General features: G+C 64.1%; 17 protein-coding genes. 15 read left to right on the top strand and 2 right to left on the bottom strand.

From position 1 onward, the window contains the following. The first annotated feature begins 78 nt into the window (after positions 1 to 78). The 14 genes from rpoE to nagZ all read left to right on the top strand — a co-directional run bounded on the left by rpoE (position 79) and on the right by nagZ (position 12892). Positions 79 to 678: an RNA polymerase sigma factor RpoE gene (rpoE, locus tag ACYP5B_RS36945; protein WP_006158605.1), complete on the top strand. Its 600-nt coding sequence runs from the start codon at positions 79 to 81 to the stop codon at positions 676 to 678. A gap of 134 nt (positions 679 to 812) precedes the next feature. Continuing rightward, positions 813 to 1442: a sigma-E factor negative regulatory protein gene (locus ACYP5B_RS36940; protein ID WP_267603781.1), complete on the top strand. Its 630-nt coding sequence runs from the start codon at positions 813 to 815 to the stop codon at positions 1440 to 1442. Positions 1443 to 1450: 8 nt separating this feature from the next. Then, positions 1451 to 2524, top strand: a complete 1074-nt coding sequence (locus ACYP5B_RS36935) for a MucB/RseB C-terminal domain-containing protein (protein WP_400100936.1) — start codon at positions 1451 to 1453, stop codon at positions 2522 to 2524. A 151-nt stretch (positions 2525 to 2675) separates the two neighbouring features. Further along, the gene (locus tag ACYP5B_RS36930) at positions 2676 to 4124 is read left to right on the top strand and encodes a DegQ family serine endoprotease (protein WP_400100935.1); all 1449 of its coding nucleotides are present in this window, start codon (positions 2676 to 2678) and stop codon (positions 4122 to 4124) included. Between the two features lie 14 nt (positions 4125 to 4138). Beyond that, positions 4139 to 4444: a glutaredoxin family protein gene (locus ACYP5B_RS36925; RefSeq protein WP_459572889.1), complete on the top strand. Its 306-nt coding sequence runs from the start codon at positions 4139 to 4141 to the stop codon at positions 4442 to 4444. Between the two features lie 240 nt (positions 4445 to 4684). Then, entirely contained in the window at positions 4685 to 6478 is a 1794-nt protein-coding gene (gene lepA, locus ACYP5B_RS36920) for a translation elongation factor 4 (RefSeq protein WP_400100931.1), read from the top strand. An 88-nt stretch (positions 6479 to 6566) separates the two neighbouring features. Then, on the top strand, positions 6567 to 7466 hold the full coding sequence (lepB, locus tag ACYP5B_RS36915) for a signal peptidase I (protein WP_400100929.1): 900 nt from the start codon (positions 6567 to 6569) through the stop codon (positions 7464 to 7466). Between the two features lie 231 nt (positions 7467 to 7697). Next, entirely contained in the window at positions 7698 to 8012 is a 315-nt protein-coding gene (locus ACYP5B_RS36910) for a DUF4845 domain-containing protein (RefSeq protein ID WP_267606453.1), read from the top strand. A gap of 1 nt (position 8013) precedes the next feature. Beyond that, on the top strand, positions 8014 to 8784 hold the full coding sequence (gene rnc, locus ACYP5B_RS36905; RefSeq protein ID WP_020205117.1) for a ribonuclease III: 771 nt from the start codon (positions 8014 to 8016) through the stop codon (positions 8782 to 8784). Beyond that, complete coding sequence (gene era, locus ACYP5B_RS36900; RefSeq protein WP_267603776.1) at positions 8781 to 9716, top strand: GTPase Era; 936 nt, start codon at positions 8781 to 8783, stop codon at positions 9714 to 9716. The genes rnc and era overlap by 4 nt, the downstream gene beginning before the upstream one ends. Continuing rightward, a complete protein-coding gene (gene recO / locus ACYP5B_RS36895) occupies positions 9709 to 10587 on the top strand; it encodes a DNA repair protein RecO (protein WP_318231391.1) in 879 nt (292 codons plus the stop codon). The genes era and recO overlap by 8 nt, the downstream gene beginning before the upstream one ends. A gap of 30 nt (positions 10588 to 10617) precedes the next feature. Next, on the top strand, positions 10618 to 11400 hold the full coding sequence (pdxJ, locus tag ACYP5B_RS36890; RefSeq protein ID WP_459572888.1) for a pyridoxine 5'-phosphate synthase: 783 nt from the start codon (positions 10618 to 10620) through the stop codon (positions 11398 to 11400). Beyond that, positions 11397 to 11846, top strand: coding sequence for a holo-ACP synthase (acpS, locus tag ACYP5B_RS36885; RefSeq protein WP_400100926.1), 450 nt, complete (start codon positions 11397 to 11399; stop codon positions 11844 to 11846). The genes pdxJ and acpS overlap by 4 nt, the downstream gene beginning before the upstream one ends. Further along, the gene (nagZ, locus tag ACYP5B_RS36880) at positions 11843 to 12892 is read left to right on the top strand and encodes a beta-N-acetylhexosaminidase (RefSeq protein WP_400100924.1); all 1050 of its coding nucleotides are present in this window, start codon (positions 11843 to 11845) and stop codon (positions 12890 to 12892) included. Before acpS ends, nagZ begins: the two co-directional genes overlap by 4 nt. Before the next feature lie 131 nt (positions 12893 to 13023). Here the strand turns inward: nagZ and efp are convergent, their stop codons facing one another. Together efp and earP are read right to left on the bottom strand one after the other, a co-directional pair. Continuing rightward, positions 13024 to 13584 (bottom strand): elongation factor P, encoded by a 561-nt coding sequence (efp, locus tag ACYP5B_RS36875; protein ID WP_043347839.1) that lies wholly within the window; start codon positions 13582 to 13584, stop codon positions 13024 to 13026. A gap of 127 nt (positions 13585 to 13711) precedes the next feature. After that, positions 13712 to 14914: an elongation factor P maturation arginine rhamnosyltransferase EarP gene (gene earP, locus ACYP5B_RS36870; RefSeq protein ID WP_459572887.1), complete on the bottom strand. Its 1203-nt coding sequence runs from the start codon at positions 14912 to 14914 to the stop codon at positions 13712 to 13714. Positions 14915 to 15026: 112 nt separating this feature from the next. On the opposite strand from earP, the gene uvrC reads away from it, so the two are divergent. Then, complete coding sequence (gene uvrC / locus ACYP5B_RS36865) at positions 15027 to 17180, top strand: excinuclease ABC subunit UvrC (protein WP_459572910.1); 2154 nt, start codon at positions 15027 to 15029, stop codon at positions 17178 to 17180. The last annotated feature ends 18 nt before the right edge of the window (positions 17181 to 17198 follow it).

The raw sequence follows: 17198 nt of genomic DNA, 5'->3' as shown, positions 1-17198 counted from the left end.
GTGCGGCCCGCAACGTAGGTAAAATACAACGTTTGTCGTGAAGACGATACCAAGAGATACACTGCAGGTGAAATATTCGTGAGCGAACGCGAAGCCGATCAGCTCCTCGTTGAACGCGTCCAGCAGGGCGATAAGCGGGCCTTTGAATTGTTGGTGGTGAAGTACCACCGCAAGATCATCAGGCTCATTTCGCGTTTGGTGCGGGATTCCGCGGAAGTGGAGGATGTAGCACAAGATGCCTTTATCAAGGCGTATCGTGCCTTGCCGCAGTTTCGCGGTGAGTCGGCGTTCTACACCTGGTTGTACCGGATTGCGGTTAACACGGCGAAGAACTACCTGGCGACCCAGGGACGCCGGCCGGAAGCCTCCAGTGATATCGATGCCGAAGAGGCTGAAACTTTTGCGGACGGTGAGCAACTAAGAGATATCAATACGCCGGAGTCGATGCTCCATACCCGCCAGGTGGCCGAGACGGTCAACCGCGCAATGGAAGCACTGCCTGAGGAATTGCGCACCGCCATCACGCTTCGCGAGATCGAGGGCCTCAGCTACGAGGAGATCGCGGAAGCCATGGGTTGCCCGATCGGCACGGTCCGGTCACGCATCTTCCGGGCGCGCGAGGCGATTGCCGACAAATTGCGCCCGCTGCTGGGAACGGCAGAGGGCAAGCGGTGGTAGTAGGTAGTTATATGTAGTGGTGAGCAGTAAATAAAATGTCGTGCGGCCAGCGTTGCAGCCTATTCCTGCATCGAAAAACGACAAAGCGGTAGACGGGATTGTCGGTTGTTCAATGGTTTTTCTAGGGGTGGGAAATGGGTCAGGCTCATAAGCAGTCGGTTCATGAAGTGGAAGCAGCGGAGCAAATCTCCGTGCTGATGGATGGCGAGCTGGCGCCGCACGAAGTAAACGCAGTGCTGGACCTCGCGAAAAGCGAGGCAGGCATGGCAAGCTGGGCCTCTTATCAATTGATTGGCGATGCCCTGCGTTCGGAAGAACTGACGCATGCCGGCTCGACCGATGATTTTCTTTCCCGGTTTTCCGCTCGTCTGGGCAGCGAACCGCATGTGCTGGTGCCTGCCGTCGCCAAGGCGTCGTCGGCCCATCGCCTGCTGTTCAAGCCGTCGTGGGTGCGGCGCGTCATGCCGAGCACCGCGATTGCCGCCGCAGTGGCCGCCGTCAGCTGGGTGGCCGTGCCGCAGATGCGTGGCGCCGCCGACCTCGGCACGCCGGATGCGGTAGTGGCACGTGTCGAACAACCTGCAGCGCCAAAGGCTGGCGGCATCGTGACCGTCTCCGCCGACAACGCGCAGATGATCCGCGATCCCCGTCTGGACGAATATCTTCGTGCCCACCGCGTCTCGGTTGCCACCGATGCGGTAGTGCCGACCATGCGCCAAGTGGCTAACAGCGCAAACTTCTCTCAGGACAATTCGCAGGAATAATGCCGGACATGCATAAAGGATGGTCGCCCGCCAACGTAGCGGGCGCACACAGAATTGGGGCCCTTCGCAGGTCCTTTTTTCTGGCCTTGTGTCTGACTGCGGCTGCGGCAACTGCGCAGCCGCCGGACAATACGCTGGCCCGTCGCGACGCAACGGCCTGGCTCAACAAGATCCATCGCGCGGCCCAGCGCGAGAATTATGTCGGCACACTGATTTATCAGCGCGGCAGCGTGATGCATGCATCACGCATCCAGCACTACAGCGATCTCGTCAACAACGAGTACGAACGGCTTGAGACGCTCGACGGCAAGCCGCGCGAAGTGCTGCGCCAGAATGACATCGTCCACAGCCTGATTCCCGAGGCCAAGCTGGTGGTGGTGGAGAAGCAGGAGGCCAAGGATCGTTTCCCGGCGCTGCTGGCCACCAACAAGAGCGATGTGCTCGATATCTACGATATGCGCAAGCTCCCGGACGAGCGCGTGGCTGGCGTCGAGTGCGAGGTCTTCTCGCTCGAGCCGCATGACGCAGCGCGCTACGCTGTGCGGCTCTGGGCGGAGAAGAATTCCGGCTTGCTGATGCGTGCCCAGACCCTGGGCGAGGGCGGCAAGGTGCTGGAACAGGTGGCTTTCTCGCAAGTCGATATTGGCGTGCCATCGGAAAAGCAGCGCATTCTCACGGCCATCAAGAACTCCGGCTCCTGGACGCACTATGAGGTGACCAACCATCCGGCCAATATTGCCGACGAAGGCTGGAGCATCGCGGTTCCGGTCAAGGGGTTCCTGAAGATCCGCGAGGTTCGCCGCCCACTGGGAGAGCTGCGCGCGCCGCAGGCCAATCCGCGCGGCAATGTCTTCGAAGTGCTCCAGATCGTTTACAGCGATGGCTTGACCGGCCTGTCGGTGTTTATCGAGCCGGTTTCCGAGCAGCGCGTGCGCCGCGAGGGCGTCGCCTCGCTGGGTGCCACGCAGGTCGTGGTACGCCGCGTAGCCGATTTCTGGATCACGGTGGTGGGCGAAGTCCCGCCTGCCACAGTGAGGCAGTTTGCCTCGGCGGTAGAATACAAACCACCGAAGGCCCATTAAGCCGAATCGCGGCGTTGCCGGAGGCGTGAACATCGCCACCGGGTCGCCGCCGGCCGGCAACCCTGCTGCCTGTGCTTTCTTCCTCTTTTCGCTGATTTCCCAGGAGTCGACGATGTCACCAAGATCTCCAGCCTTGGCTCGGACCGTGCTCATGGCTGCCATTCTCGCCTTTGCGCCCTTTGCCGCCGAGCTGAGCCACGCACAGGCTGCCGCGCCGTCCTATAACCTGCCCGATTTCACCGACCTGGTGGAAAAGGCTGGTCCGGCTGTCGTGAACATCCGTACCACCGAGCGCGTGCGCTCGCGCGGCACTCCCGGGACCGAAGACGACGAAATGGCAGAGTTCTTCCGCCGTTTCTTTGGTGTGCCCATGCCTGGCGCACCCACGCCGCCGGGCGCCCCGCGCCGCGGCCAGCCGCCACAGGGCGAGGAGCAGAGCCGCGGGGTGGGATCGGGGTTCGTCATCAGCCAGGATGGCTATGTGATGACCAATGCTCACGTGGTCGCGGATGCCGAAACCATCTACGTCACGCTGCCTGACAAGCGCGAGTTCAAGGCCAAGCTGATCGGCTCGGACAAGCGCACCGATGTCGCCTTGCTCAAGGTTGACGCGACTGGCCTGCCCAAGCTGCCGCTTGGCGACTCGGACAAGGTCCGCGCTGGCGAGTGGGTGCTGGCCATCGGTTCTCCCTTTGGCCTCGATAACACCGTGACTGCCGGCATTGTCTCCGCCAAGGGGCGCGATACCGGTGACTACCTGCCGTTCATCCAGACCGATGTGGCGGTCAACCCCGGCAATTCCGGCGGCCCGCTGATCAACCTGCGCGGCGAAGTGATCGGCATCAACTCGCAGATCTACAGCCGTAGCGGCGGGTATATGGGCATCTCCTTCGCCATCCCGATCGATGAAGCCTTGCGGGTCACCGAGCAGCTAAAGGCGACCGGTAAGGTCACGCGCGGACGTATCGCGGTGGCAATCGGGGACGTGACCAAGGAAGTTGCCGATTCGCTCGGACTGGGCCGTGCCCGGGGCGCGCTGGTCGGCAGCGTCGAGCCCGGTGGCCCTGCCGAGAAGGCCGGGATCGAGGCTGGCGACATCATCCTCAAGTTCAACGGCCGCGACATCGAGAAGGCGTCGGACCTGCCGCGCATGGTCGGCGACATCAAGCCGGGCACGCGTGTTCCGCTGCAACTCTGGCGCAAGGGCGCGACGCGCGAGGTGTCCATCACCGTGGCCGAGCTGGATGCGGATGCGAAGGTGAAAACCCGCGGCAACAGCCAGCGCGACGAAGGCAGCCCGCCGGCGGCCAAGCCCAATGCGCTTGGCCTGATCGTCAACGAGATTCCCGACGCTAAGCTCAAAGAACTCAAGATCAAGTCGGGGGTCGAGGTCGAGCAGGCGGATGGGCCGGCGATGCGCGCCGGCATTCGCCCGGGCGACATCATCCTGCGCCTGGGCGACAGCGATGTGACCAGCCCGAAGCAGTTCAACGAACTGGTCAAGGGACTCGACAAGGCCAAGATCGCCGCGGTGTTCGTGCGCCGTGGGGATGCCACCCAGGTGCTCACCTTGCGGCCGGGCACGATGTCCTCGCGCTGACCGGCGCAGCCATCATGGCCGATCTCACACTGTATGGCAGAAGCTACTGCCATCTGTGCGAGGACATGAAAATCGCGCTGGAGCCGCTCCGGCGCGATTTTTCCTTTGTCCTGCATGAGGTGGACGTGGATACCGATCCGGCGGCCGTCGCCCGTTTCGACGAGCTGGTGCCCGTGCTGATGGCCGGTTCCCCGGCCGGCCCGGACGTGGAGTTGTGCCATTACTTTCTCGATGAAACGCGGGTGAGGGCGTGGTTGGCCGCACATGTGGGGCCGCGGGCGGTCGAACGGGTGGGCAATGGGACGGTCGATGGCACATAAGTGCGCCCGGCGAAGCCTGGTCTGGCCGCAGGGCTAGCGCCGCGGCCCATTTCGCAATACGGAAGCCCTTGAAAATACGGTAAAATCGCGCTTTGGCGTAAAGTCTGCGTCACCAACCTGCGACCGGGATCGGCGCGCGCCCCGCAGGGCGCCAGTTCCAGGTCGTTCATAATTGCTGCGCCGCCCGGCGTGCCCACGCGGGCACTTCGTGGCCTGAAACGGCGCACCCCTGAGCATCAGATGGACCATATCCGCAATTTCTCGATCATCGCCCACATCGACCACGGTAAATCGACCCTGGCCGACCGCATCATCCAACTCTGCGGAGGCCTGTCCGATCGCGAGATGGAGGCGCAGGTGCTTGACTCGATGGACATCGAGAAGGAGCGCGGCATCACCATCAAGGCGCAGACCGCGGCGCTGAGCTACAAGGCGCGCGACGGCAAGATCTACAACCTCAACCTCATCGACACCCCGGGACACGTCGACTTCAGCTATGAAGTGAGCCGCTCGCTGTCCGCCTGCGAAGGCGCGCTGCTGGTGGTCGATGCCTCGCAGGGCGTGGAGGCGCAGACCGTCGCCAACTGCTACACGGCGATCGAACTGGGCGTGGAAGTGGTGCCGGTATTGAACAAGATCGACCTGCCGTCGGCCGATCCCGAAAACGCGATCCGCGAGATCGAGGAAGTGATCGGCATCGACGCGCATGACGCCACGCCTTGCTCGGCCAAGACCGGCCTTGGCGTGGAGGACGTCATCGAGGCGATGATCGCCCGCGTGCCGCCGCCCAAGGGCGATCCCGCTGCCCCGCTGCAGGCCCTGATCATCGACTCGTGGTTCGACAACTACGTGGGGGTGGTGATGCTGGTGCGCGTGGTCAACGGCACCCTCAGGCCCAAGGACAAGGTCCTGCTGATGGCCACGGGCTCGCAGCACCTGGTCGAGCAGGTCGGCGTATTCTCGCCCAAGTCGCTGCCGCGCGAGTCATTGCAGGCAGGGCAGGTGGGCTTCGTGATCGCCGGCATCAAGGAGTTGAAGGCTGCCAAGGTGGGCGACACCATCACCACCATGGCGCGCAAGGCGGCCGAACCGCTGCCTGGCTTCAAGGAAGTCAAGCCGCAGGTGTTCGCCGGCCTGTACCCGGTGGAAGCCAACCAGTATGAAGCCCTGCGCGAATCCCTGGAAAAGCTCAAGCTCAACGACGCGTCCCTGCAGTACGAGCCCGAGGTGTCGCAGGCGCTTGGCTTCGGCTTTCGCTGCGGCTTCCTGGGCCTGCTGCACATGGAGATCGTGCAGGAGCGCCTGGAGCGCGAATTCGACATGGACCTCATCACCACCGCACCGACGGTGGTGTACGAGGTCGACATGCGCGACAAGACCAAGCTGATCGTGGAGAACCCGGCCAAGATGCCGGACCCGAGCCGTATCGAGAACATCCTCGAGCCGATCGTCACGGTCAACCTGTACATGCCGCAGGCCTACGTCGGCTCGGTGATCACGCTGTGCACGCAGAAGCGCGGCACGCAGATCAACATGAGCTACCACGGCAAGCAGGTGCAGCTTACATACGAGATCCCGATGGCGGAAATCGTCATGGACTTCTTCGACCGGCTGAAGTCCGTGTCGCGCGGCTATGCCTCGATGGACTATGAGTTCAAGGAATATCGCGCCGCCGATGTGGTCAAGGTCGACATCCTGATCAACGGCGACAAGGTCGATGCCTTGTCCGTGATCGTGCACCGCTCCAACTCGCAATACCGTGGCCGCGAAGTCGTATCCAAGATGCGCGAGATCATCCCGCGCCAGATGTACGACGTAGCCATCCAGGCCACCATCGGCGTCAACGTCATCGCGCGCGAGAACGTCAAGGCGCTGCGCAAGAACGTGCTTGCCAAGTGCTACGGCGGCGATATCTCGCGTAAGAAGAAACTGCTGGAGAAGCAGAAGGCGGGCAAGAAGCGCATGAAGCAGGTGGGCTCGGTCGAGATTCCCCAGGAGGCCTTCCTCGCAATCCTGCAGGTGGGCGACAAGTAAGCCGGCAGGGCCGCGCCGGCGCTGCCGGCAGGCTCTTCGGCAGTGGTTGACGCGGACTCAATCAAAACAACACGAAGATCTAGCCGACATGAATTTTGCACTGATCCTTTTTGTGCTGGTGGTTATTACGGGCATTGCCTGGGTGGCCGACAAACTGGTGTTCGAGAAGCAGCGGCGGCTTTCCGCCCAATCGGCGCTGGCCGAGTTCGATGCGCGCAAATCCGATCTCCAGGGACGCTACGGCGTCGGCGAGATCGACACGTCGCGTAGCCGCCTCGCCGAGGAAAAGCTGCGCCAGCCGTGGTGGCTGGAGTATTCGGCAAGCTTCTTCCCGGTGATCCTGGCCGTGTTCGTGCTGCGCTCCTTCGTGGTCGAGCCGTTCAAGATCCCGTCCGGCTCGATGATCCCGACGCTGCTGATCGGCGACTTCATCCTGGTCAACAAGTACGATTACGGCATCAGGCTGCCGGTGGTGAACAAGAAGATCCTCTCGGTCGGCGACCCGAAGCGCGGCGACGTGATGGTGTTCCGCTACCCGAAGGATCAGTCCCTCGACTACATCAAGCGCGTCATCGGGGTACCGGGCGATGTGGTGAGCTACCAGAACAAGCGCCTGACCATCAACGGCAAGGCCGCGGATTACGGCTCGCTGCCCGACTACCTGGATGAAGAACGGCTTTCGTATTCGAAGCACTTCCACGAGAAGCTGCCCGACGGCCCGGAGCACGGTATCCTCAACGACGCCGACCGGCCGTCGTTTGTCTCCGGCGCGGATCCCGATTTTCCGTTCCACGAAAACTGCACTTACAATCAGCAAGGGCTGACCTGCAAGGTGCCGCAAGGTCACTATTTTGTGATGGGCGATAACCGCGACAACAGCCTGGATTCACGTTATTGGGGCTTCGTGCCCGATCAGAATATTGTCGGCCGGGCATTCCTGATCTGGATGAACCTCGGCAATATCGGACGCGTGGGGGCGTTCAAGTAAGCCTTCCGCGGCGCGAATAAATCACTCCAGTCAAGCGAGGGAAAGCGCAACATGGGTCAAAACGGTCAAAACGGTCAAAACGGTCAAAAGGGTCAAGCTGGTCAAGCTGGTCAAACGGCACTAGCAGAACAAGTGGAACAAGTGGATCAATCGCGTCGGGAGGTTGGTTCAAAGAGGGGGAAAGCGCGTCTGGCGGGGCGGTACAAGGCGCGCGGATTCTCCCTTGGCAGCTTGCTGATCGTCATCTTGGTCGTCGGGGGCATCGTGATCCCGGCGGTCAGGGCGATCCCAAGCTTGCTGGAGTACTTTTCGGTCAAGCGCGCCGTCAGTTATGCCAAGCAACAGGCATCCAACAAGCGCGAAGTGGCCGATTATTTCGCCAAGCAGGCACAGATTGACCGTATTACCGCTGTGCGCAGCGACGATCTGGATATTCACGAAGACGACAATGGCACGATCCGCTCGGTGGGCTTTTCCTACCGTAACGAGGTGCCGTTATACGGCCCTCTGAGCCTTATGATTACCTATTCGGGAACGCAGTACTGACATGAACCTCGATGCCTTGCAGCAACGCCTCGGCTACCGCTTCAGCAAGCCAGAATTGCTGCAGCAGGCGCTGACGCACCGCAGCCACAGTGCCTTGCACAACGAACGCCTGGAATTCCTGGGCGATTCGGTGCTGAACTGCGCCGTGGCCGATATGCTGTACGGCATGTTCAGCAAGCTCGACGAAGGCGATCTCTCCCGCGTGCGCGCCAATCTGGTCAAGCAGCAGGCGCTGTATGAAATTGCCCAGATGCTGCAGTTGTCCGAGGCGCTGCGCCTGGGCGAGGGCGAACTGAAGAGCGGCGGTTTCCGCCGCCCTTCGATCCTTGCCGATGCGCTGGAAGCCATCGTCGGCGCCGTCTTCCTCGATGCCGGCTTCGAAGGCGCGCGCACGCTGATCCGCAAGCTCTACATCCCCATCCTCGAGCAAGTGGATCCGCGCACGCTGGGCAAGGATGCCAAGACGCTGTTGCAGGAGTACCTGCAAGGCCACAAGATAGCCCTGCCGCAATATAACGTGATCGCCACCCATGGCGCCGCGCATAACCAGCAGTTTGAAGTCGAGTGCACCGTGCCTAAACTGGAAGTGCGGGTGTTCGGTACCGGCGCGTCGCGCCGTGCCGCCGAACAAGCCGCCGCCAAGCTGGCGCTCGACGAGGTGCAAAAGCTCGTGCCCCAGTTGCTCAAGCGCAGCCGGGCCGAGCGCACCGGCAAGACGCGCAAGCAACCGGTGCCACCCGATCCCCAGTTGTCTCTCAGGTTGAAGGAATGACCGAATCTACCGATCCGCAGCAAGACGCCGCGGGTACCCCTACCGCAGCGTTCCGCTGCGGCACCGTGGCCATTGTCGGGCGTCCCAACGTCGGCAAGTCCACGCTGATGAACGCGCTGGTTGGCCAGAAGGTCAGCATCACCTCCCGCAAGGCGCAGACCACGCGCCACCGCATCGTTGGCATCCAGACCACCGAGGACGCCCAGTTCGTCTTCGTCGATACGCCGGGTTTCCAGACCCGCCATGCCAGCGCGCTGAACCGCTCGCTGAACCGCGCCGTCACCTCGACCCTGTCGTCGGTGGACCTGGTGCTGTTCGTGGTTGAGGCCGGCTACTACGGCGCCGACGACGAGAAGGTGCTGTCGCTGCTGCCAAAGAAGGTGCCGGTGCTGCTGGTCACCAACAAGCTGGATCGCCTTGGCGCGGACCGGGCCGAGGTGATGATGCCCTTCCTGGAAAAGATGGGGCACCAGTTCCAGTTCGCGGAAGTGGTGCCGATGTCGGCCAAGACGCACGACCACATCGAGCGCCTTCTCGCCATCATCCGGCCCTACCTGCCGGAAGGCGAGCCGATGTACGACGCCGACTCCATGACCGATCGCAGCGAGCGCTTCATGGCCTCCGAGATCATCCGCGAGAAGGTGTTCCGGTGGACCGGCGACGAGTTGCCGTACACCAGCACGGTCATCATCGAAAAGTTCGAGACCGAAGGCCGGCTGCGGCGCATCTTTGCCACCATCCTGGTCGAGCGCGACGGGCACAAGGCCATGATCATCGGCAACAAGGGCGCCAAGCTCAAGACCATCTCCACGGAGGCCCGCATCGACATGGAGAAGCTGTTCGACGGCAAGGTCTACCTGGAGATGTTCATCAAGGTCAAGAGCGGCTGGGCCGACAACGAAGCTGGATTGCGCGCCTACGGCTATGAGTGAGAGAGCGGGCGGGCCTGCCCTGAAGGCCCGCCGCATTGACCCGGTGGTGGAAGAAGCCGCCGAACTGCTGGACAGCCACGCCGTGCCCGGCATGGCGGTGGCGGAGCAACGCGCGATGATGGATCGCGCGTTGCGCATCGTGCCGGCGCGCACGGAGCTGCGCGTCGCCAACCAGCCCGGCTTCGTGCTGCATGCCTGGCCCTACCGCGAAACCAGCCTGATCCTCGATGTGTTCACGCGCGACCACGGCCGCGTGGCCATGGTGGCCAAGGGCGCCAAGCGGCCGCATTCGGCGCTGCGCCCGGTGCTCCAGCATTTCCAGCCGATCTCCCTGTCATGGAGCGGCCGCGGCGAGGTCAAGACGCTGACGCGCGCGGAGTGGGTTGGCGGCATGCTGCCGCTGGCAAGCGACGCCTTGCTCTCGGGCTTCTATCTCAACGAATTGCTGTTGCGCTTTTGCGCCCGCGAAGACGCCCACGTTACCCTGTTCCGCCAGTACATGGCCACGCTGACCCAGCTCTCGCAGGGCGAGCCGGCTGGCTTGGTGCTGCGCGGCTTCGAGCGTGTGCTGCTGCAGGAAACAGGCTTTGCGGTGGCCTTCGATGAATGCGCCAATTCCGGCGAGACGGTCGAGCCGGAGCTGGACTATGTCTACCAGCCCGAGCGTGGCGTGCGCCGCGCGCAGGCCAGCGATCCGTCATCCTGGCCGGTGGTTTCCGGGCAGACGCTGCTCGACATGTCGCAGGACGACTATAGCCGGACACAAACTGTCACGCAAAGTCGTGCCCTGATGCGCTTCCTGCTGCATTATTATTTGCAAGGCGCGCCGCTGAAGACGCGCCAGATCCTGATCGACCTGCACTATCTCTGATTTACTTCTGAGCCCTTCGAGCCCACCTGCATGATCTTCCACGCGCATCCCGGCGTCATCGACCTTGGCGTCAATATCGACCACGTGGCCACGCTGCGCAATGCGCGCGGCACGGTCTATCCCGATCCGATCCAGGCAGCGCTGCAGGCCGAGCAGGCCGGCGCCGACCTGATCACGCTGCACCTGCGTGAAGACCGACGCCATATCCGCGACGCCGACGTGCACGCGCTGCGTCCGCTGCTGGCCACACGCATGAACCTGGAATGCGCGATCACCCAGGAGATGCTCGACATCGCCTGCGGGATCCGCCCGCAGGATGTCTGCCTGGTGCCCGAGCGGCGCGAGGAAGTCACCACCGAAGGCGGCCTGGACGTGGCCGGGCGCTTCGAGCAGGTCAAGGCCGCCTGCCGCCAACTGGCCGACGCGGGCATTCGCGTCTCGCTGTTCATCGACGCGCAGATCGAGCAGATCGAAGCCGCCGCCGCTTGCGGCGCGCCGGTGGTGGAACTGCACACCGGGCGCTATGCCGATGCGCATTCGGCCGAGGAGCAGGCCACCGAGCTGCGCCGCGTGGCCGAAGGCGTCGATGCCGGCGTGCGGCTTGGCCTGGTGGTCAACGCCGGCCACGGCCTGCACTACACCAATGTGCAGCCGGTTGCCGCGCTGCACGGCATCAAGGAACTGAACATCGGCCACGCCATCGTCGCGCATGCGGTCTTTGTCGGCTGGCAGAACGCCGTGCGCGAGATGAAGGCCATCATGGTGGCGGCGCGTCTCGGCACCACCTATCCGCGTCCGGACGCCGCAGCGTGATCTACGGCATCGGCACCGACATCATCCAGATCGATCGCGTGCAGGGCGTGATGGAGCGCACGCGCGGCCGGTTTGCCGAGAAGGTGCTCGGCCCGCAGGAATTCCAGAAGTACCACGCCCGCAAGGCGCGCTCGGAAAAACGCGGGCTCGCCTTCCTGGCCACGCGCTTCGCCGCCAAGGAGGCCTTCTCCAAGGCGATCGGCCTGGGCATGCGCTGGCCGATGACCTGGCGCGCGATGGAACTGCTGAACCTGCCCTCCGGCGAGCCGTATCCGCATTGCCACGGCGAGCTCGATGCCTGGCTGCGGGAACGCGGCCTCGTGGTACGGGTCAGTGTCAGCGACGAACACGATTACGCGGTCGCTTTTGCGATCGCCGAGCCGGGTGGCGCTGGCGTCAGCGCCGGCTTGCCGCTCGCCTCCCAGCCTAGTGAAGACTCCAAATGATCAAGAAGATTTCCGGCAAACGGCCGGGCCCGGTTGTACTCGATGTCAAAGGCAAGCAGCTCGATGCGGACGATGTCCGCCGCATCTCTCATCCGCTGACCGGCGGCGTGATCCTGTTCGCGCGCAACTTCGAGTCGCGCGCGCAGCTGCAGGCGCTGACGCATGACATCCGCGCCGTGCGCGACGATGTGCTCATCTGCATCGATCACGAGGGTGGCCGGGTGCAGCGCGCCAGGACCGATGGCTTCACGCACCTGCCGGCCATGGCCCGGCTCGGCGCGTTGTGGGACCAGGATGTGCTGGCGGCAACCAAGGCGGCCGTGGCCTGCGGCTATGTGCTGGCGGCGGAGTTGCGCGCCTGCGATATCGACCTGAGCTTCACCCCGGTGCTCGACCTGGACTACGGACTCAGCGCCGTGATCGGCGACCGCGCCTTCCACGCCGACCCGCGCGTGGTGACCCTGCTCGCCAACCACCTGACCCACGGCCTGCTGCTGGCCGGCATGGCCAATTGCGGCAAGCATTTCCCGGGGCACGGCTTTGTCGCCGCGGATTCGCACGTGGCCGTGCCAGTGGACGAGCGCGGCCTCGACGAGATCCTCTCGCAGGACGCGCGTCCGTACGAGTGGATGGGGATGGCGCTATCGTCGGTGATGCCGGCGCACGTGATCTACCCCAAGGTCGACCCGCATCCGGCCGGCTTCTCGCGCTACTGGCTGCAGGACGTGCTGCGCACCCAGCTTGGCTTCGAAGGCGTGATCTTCAGCGACGACCTGAGCATGGAAGGCGCCAGCGTGGCCGGCACGGTGACCGAGGCCGCGCGCGCTGCCCTGGGCGCGGGATGCGACATGGTGCTGATCTGCAACCATCCGGAGCGGGCCGACCAGTTGCTGGGTGAGCTCGATGTGCGCATCGGCAAGACCTCGCAACGCCGCATCCGCCGCCTGTTCGGGCGCCGCAAGCCGCTGGACTGGAACAAGCTGATGCAGGAGGGGGAGTACGCCGCCGCCATGCGCGTGCTCAAGAGCCACGGCCTGATTGCCTGATTGCCTGAGGCTTCATTCGCTGAAGGCATTCGCTGAAAGCCGATGGCAGCAGGGAAAAGAAAAGGGCAGCCGAGGCTGCCCTTTTTTTCGTTGCGCCACCCGCGCCGCGGATGGCGGCGAACCAGCTGCGCTTAGTTTGCGCGGCTGCGGTATTCGCCGGTACGGGTGTCGATTTCGATCTTGTCGCCGATGCTGCAGAACAGCGGCACTTGCAGCTCGAAGCCGGTGTTGATCTTGGCGCCCTTGAGCACCTTGCCCGACGAGGTGTCGCCCTTGACGGCCGGTTCGGTGTAGGTGATCTCGCGGACCAGCGTGGTCGGCATGTCCACCGAGATGGCCTTGTCGTTGTAGAACACCACTTCGACGGTCATGCCGTCTTCGAGGTAGTTCAGCGAGTCGCCCATGCTGTCCTGCTCGACTTCGTACTGGTTGAAGTCGGTGTCCATGAACACGTACATCGGGTCGGCGAAGTACGAGTAGGTGCATTCGCGGCGTTCCAGCATCACGACTTCAAACTTGTCGTCAGCCTTGAAGACGGATTCACCCGGGGCTTCCGTCAGCAGGTTCTTGTACTTCATCTTGACCACGGCGGAGTTGCGGCCCGACTTGTTGTACTCAGCCTTCTGCACGACCATCGGGTCGGTGCCGATCATGAATACGTTGCCGACGCGGAGTTCTTGTGCGGTTTTCATCTGAACTATTTCCTGAAAAAGAATGTCTCGGAATTCGGTATGGCGAAGGCGCTCTGCCGACACACTTGCGCGCAAGCTTGCGCGGGGCGTTTCCGTCTTCCGGCCTGGTCACCATCAAAATAACCCACTATTTTACCCGATTTTCGCAAAAGGCCACGAGATTTGCGGCCAGGTCGCCAAGGTGCTGCAGGCTGCGCTGCCATTGCTCCGTGGCGGCGCCCAGCACGGGCAGATGGGCGCGCAGGCGCGCCCAGTCAGGTGATTCATCGTCCTTATTCCAGCCGTGCCAGAAGGTGGAAAGTGCATTGGCAACCTCGATTTTGCCGCTTCGTTCCAGCCGCTGCAGGAACAAAGCGAGGAAGGCATCGAGCTTGACCATGTGCGCCTCGTCCGACTGGGGGTAGATATGCCAGATAAAGGGACGGCCGGCCCATTGCGCGCGCACGAACGAATCTTCGCCGCGCACGAAGTTAAGGTCGCACAGCCACAGCAGTTCATCGTAGTGCTCCTGGCGCACAAAGGGCACCACCTGCACGACCAGGTTGCCGCTCGCGAAGGCGCTGCCAGGTGCGCAGCCGGCGCCCCCGAACCATGCGCTTGCCTGCTGGGCGGCCAGGCCTGCCGGCACCAGGCACTGGACGGGCTCGGGGCCATCGCGCCATTGGGCCAGCAGCGCGGGCAAGGCGGCATTGGCATAGGCGAACAAGCTGACTTTCAGGGCGCCGTCGACGGGCTGGAAGCCAAGGCGATGCCAGAGCGCCGCCTGGGCGGCGGGGCTGGTGCGCAGGTGTTCGCGCTGCGAGCCCAGCATGGCTTCGCGCAGCAGGCCGCCCGTGCCGGGCTCGAAGCCGGGGAAGAAGAAATGCTTGACCAGCGGCAGCCGCGGGTGGGGCGAGGCCATGCCGTGGTGTTCCCTGACCCAGGGTTCGGCGCTCATGTATTCGAGATTGATCCAGGCTGGCTTGGGCTCGCATGCGGCCATGGCGGCCAGGAATGTGGCCGGCAGGTCGCAGGCGAAGGATTCGATCACCGCATCGTGCGGCGTGACACCCGCGAAGCGCGCGGCGCTCTCCTGCGCGCTCTCCTGGTCCGGGCGCCGCCACGGACGAATCGTCACGCCGGCAAGTGCTTGCTCCGGGGCGGCGATGTCCAGACCTGGCGCCAGGCGCGCGAAGCTGGCCAGGTCGTCCACCCACAGGCGCACGGTGTGGCCGTGTTCCTGGGCCAGCTGGCGCGCCAGCCGCCAGCAGACGCCGATATCGCCATAGTTGTCGATCACGGTGCAGAAGATGTCCCAGGAGCGGATGGCGCGATCGGGCTGAGTGGGCATGGTGACGTGATTCCGCAAGGATTTGCTCTAAACTTGCGATTTTAAAGCTTGTTGCGCCATGGCCCTGCCGGTCATGCGCGCCGCGTGCCATCCCACGGTCAATTCGCTCCCGATGTCCCAGCAGGAACCTGAAACCCACGATCAGGGCGCGTCCGCCGCCGCCCAGCCGGAAGGACTGTCCGAGCAGCCGGCCGAGGCGTCCTTGGCGACCCCTTGCGCGGCACCTCCCGAGCCAGTGCCGGAGGCGCCGTTCGACGCCAAGGCCGTGATTGCGCAATTGCCCGGCCTGCCCGGGGTCTACCGCTACTTCGACGCCCAGGGCAATGTCCTCTATGTGGGCAAGGCGCGCGACCTGAAGAAGCGCGTCTCCAGCTACTTCAACAAGACGCTGCTGTCGCCGCGCATTGCCATGATGGTGGCCAAGATCGTGCGCATCGATACCACGGTGGTGCGCACCGAGGCCGAGGCGCTGCTGCTGGAGAACAACCTGATCAAGGCGCTGGCGCCGCGCTACAACATCCTGTTCCGCGACGACAAGTCGTATCCGTTCGTCAAGCTGACCAGCCATCGCTTCCCGCGCATGGCCTATTACCGCGGCGCCACCGATCGCAAGCATCAGTACTTCGGGCCGTTCCCCAGCGCGGGCGCCGTGCGCGAAAGCATGCAGATCCTGCAGCGCGTGTTCCAGCTGCGCACCTGCGAGGACACCGTCTTCACCAACCGCACGCGGCCGTGCCTGCTGCACCAGATCCACCGCTGCACCGGGCCTTGCGTGGGCGCCATCAGCGAGGCGGATTACGCGCGCGACGTCAGCAATGCGGCGCGCTTCCTGCAAGGCCGTCAGAACGAGGTGCTCGACGGCTTGCAGGCGAAGATGGAAGAGCACGCCGGGCGGCTGGAGTTCGAGCAGGCGGCGGCGGTGCGCGACCAGATCGGCGCGCTGTCCACCGTGCTCAAGCGGCAGGCCGTGGAGGAGGTCGGGCAGTCCAGCGACATCGACGTGCTGGCGGTGGCGGTGGAGGGTGGCCGTGCGTGCGTCAACCTGGCGATGGTGCGCGGCGGGCGCCATCTTGGCGACAAGGCCTACTTCCCGGCGCACGCCGAGGAAGGCGCGATGATTGTCGAGCACCAGGACGAGGATGTCGGCGCCAGCGCGGTGATCGAGCCGGGCGAGGCGGGTGGCGAAGGCGCGGCAGTGCCCGGCGGCCCGGCCGGCATACCGGTCGAGCGGATCGCCGCGCAGGTGTTGTCCGCCTTCATGGCGCAGCACTATCTGGACCAGGCCGTGCCGCCGATCCTGGTGGTGAGCCACGTGCCGCCGGACAAGGCCCTGCTGGAGGCGCTCTCGATGCAGGCCGGGCGCAAGGTCACGCTGGTGCGCCAGCCACAAGGGCAACGCCGCTCCTGGCTGGAGATGGCCCAGAAGGGCGCGGAGCTGGCGTTGTCGCGGCGCCTGGCGGAGCAGGGTAGCCAGCAGGCCCGCACGCGGGCGCTGGCCGATACGATCGGCATCGACATGGAAGACCTGGCGTCGCTGCGGGCCGAATGCTTCGACATCAGCCACACGGCTGGCGAGGCCACTCAGGCGTCCTGTGTGGTCTTCCACCATCACGAGATGCAGAACGCGGAATACCGCCGCTACAACATCCAGGACATCACGCCTGGCGACGACTACGCCGCCATGCGCCAGGTGCTGACCCGCCGCTACCAGAAGCTGGTGGAGATGCTGGAGCAGGCGCAGGAACCCGGCCCCGAGGGCGGCGGGCAAGGCGGCGAGGCGGGTGCGTCCAGTGCGTCCAGTGCATCCAGCGCGCTGACGCTGGTCCCGAACGTGGTGCTGATCGACGGCGGCAAGGGCCAGGTGGAGGTCGCGCGCCAAGTGTTCGAGGAGCTTGGCCTCGATATCGGCCTGTTGGTCGGCGTGGCCAAGGGCGAGGGCCGCAAAGTCGGGCTGGAGACGCTGATCTTCGCCGATGGCCGTCCTTCGCTCGAGCTGGGGCAGGGCAGTGCGGCCTTGATGCTGGTGGCCCAGATCCGCGATGAGGCGCACCGCTTTGCCATCACCGGCATGCGCGCGCGCCGCGCCAAGGTGCGCAATACCTCGCGGCTGGAGGAGATCGAGGGCGTCGGCGCCCGCCGCCGGCAGAAGCTGCTCACGCGCTTTGGCGGCCTGCGCGGGGTGGTCGCGGCCAGCATCGACGAGCTGGCCAGCGTCGATGGCATCTCGCACGCGCTGGCCGAGGAAATCTATCGGCAGCTGCATTGATCCGGCCAAATCCGACAC

The organism is Cupriavidus sp. 8B (assembly GCF_054589115.1).
The sequence above is the reverse complement of the archived record's forward strand: the minus strand, read 5'-3'. Positions and strand labels throughout refer to the sequence as shown.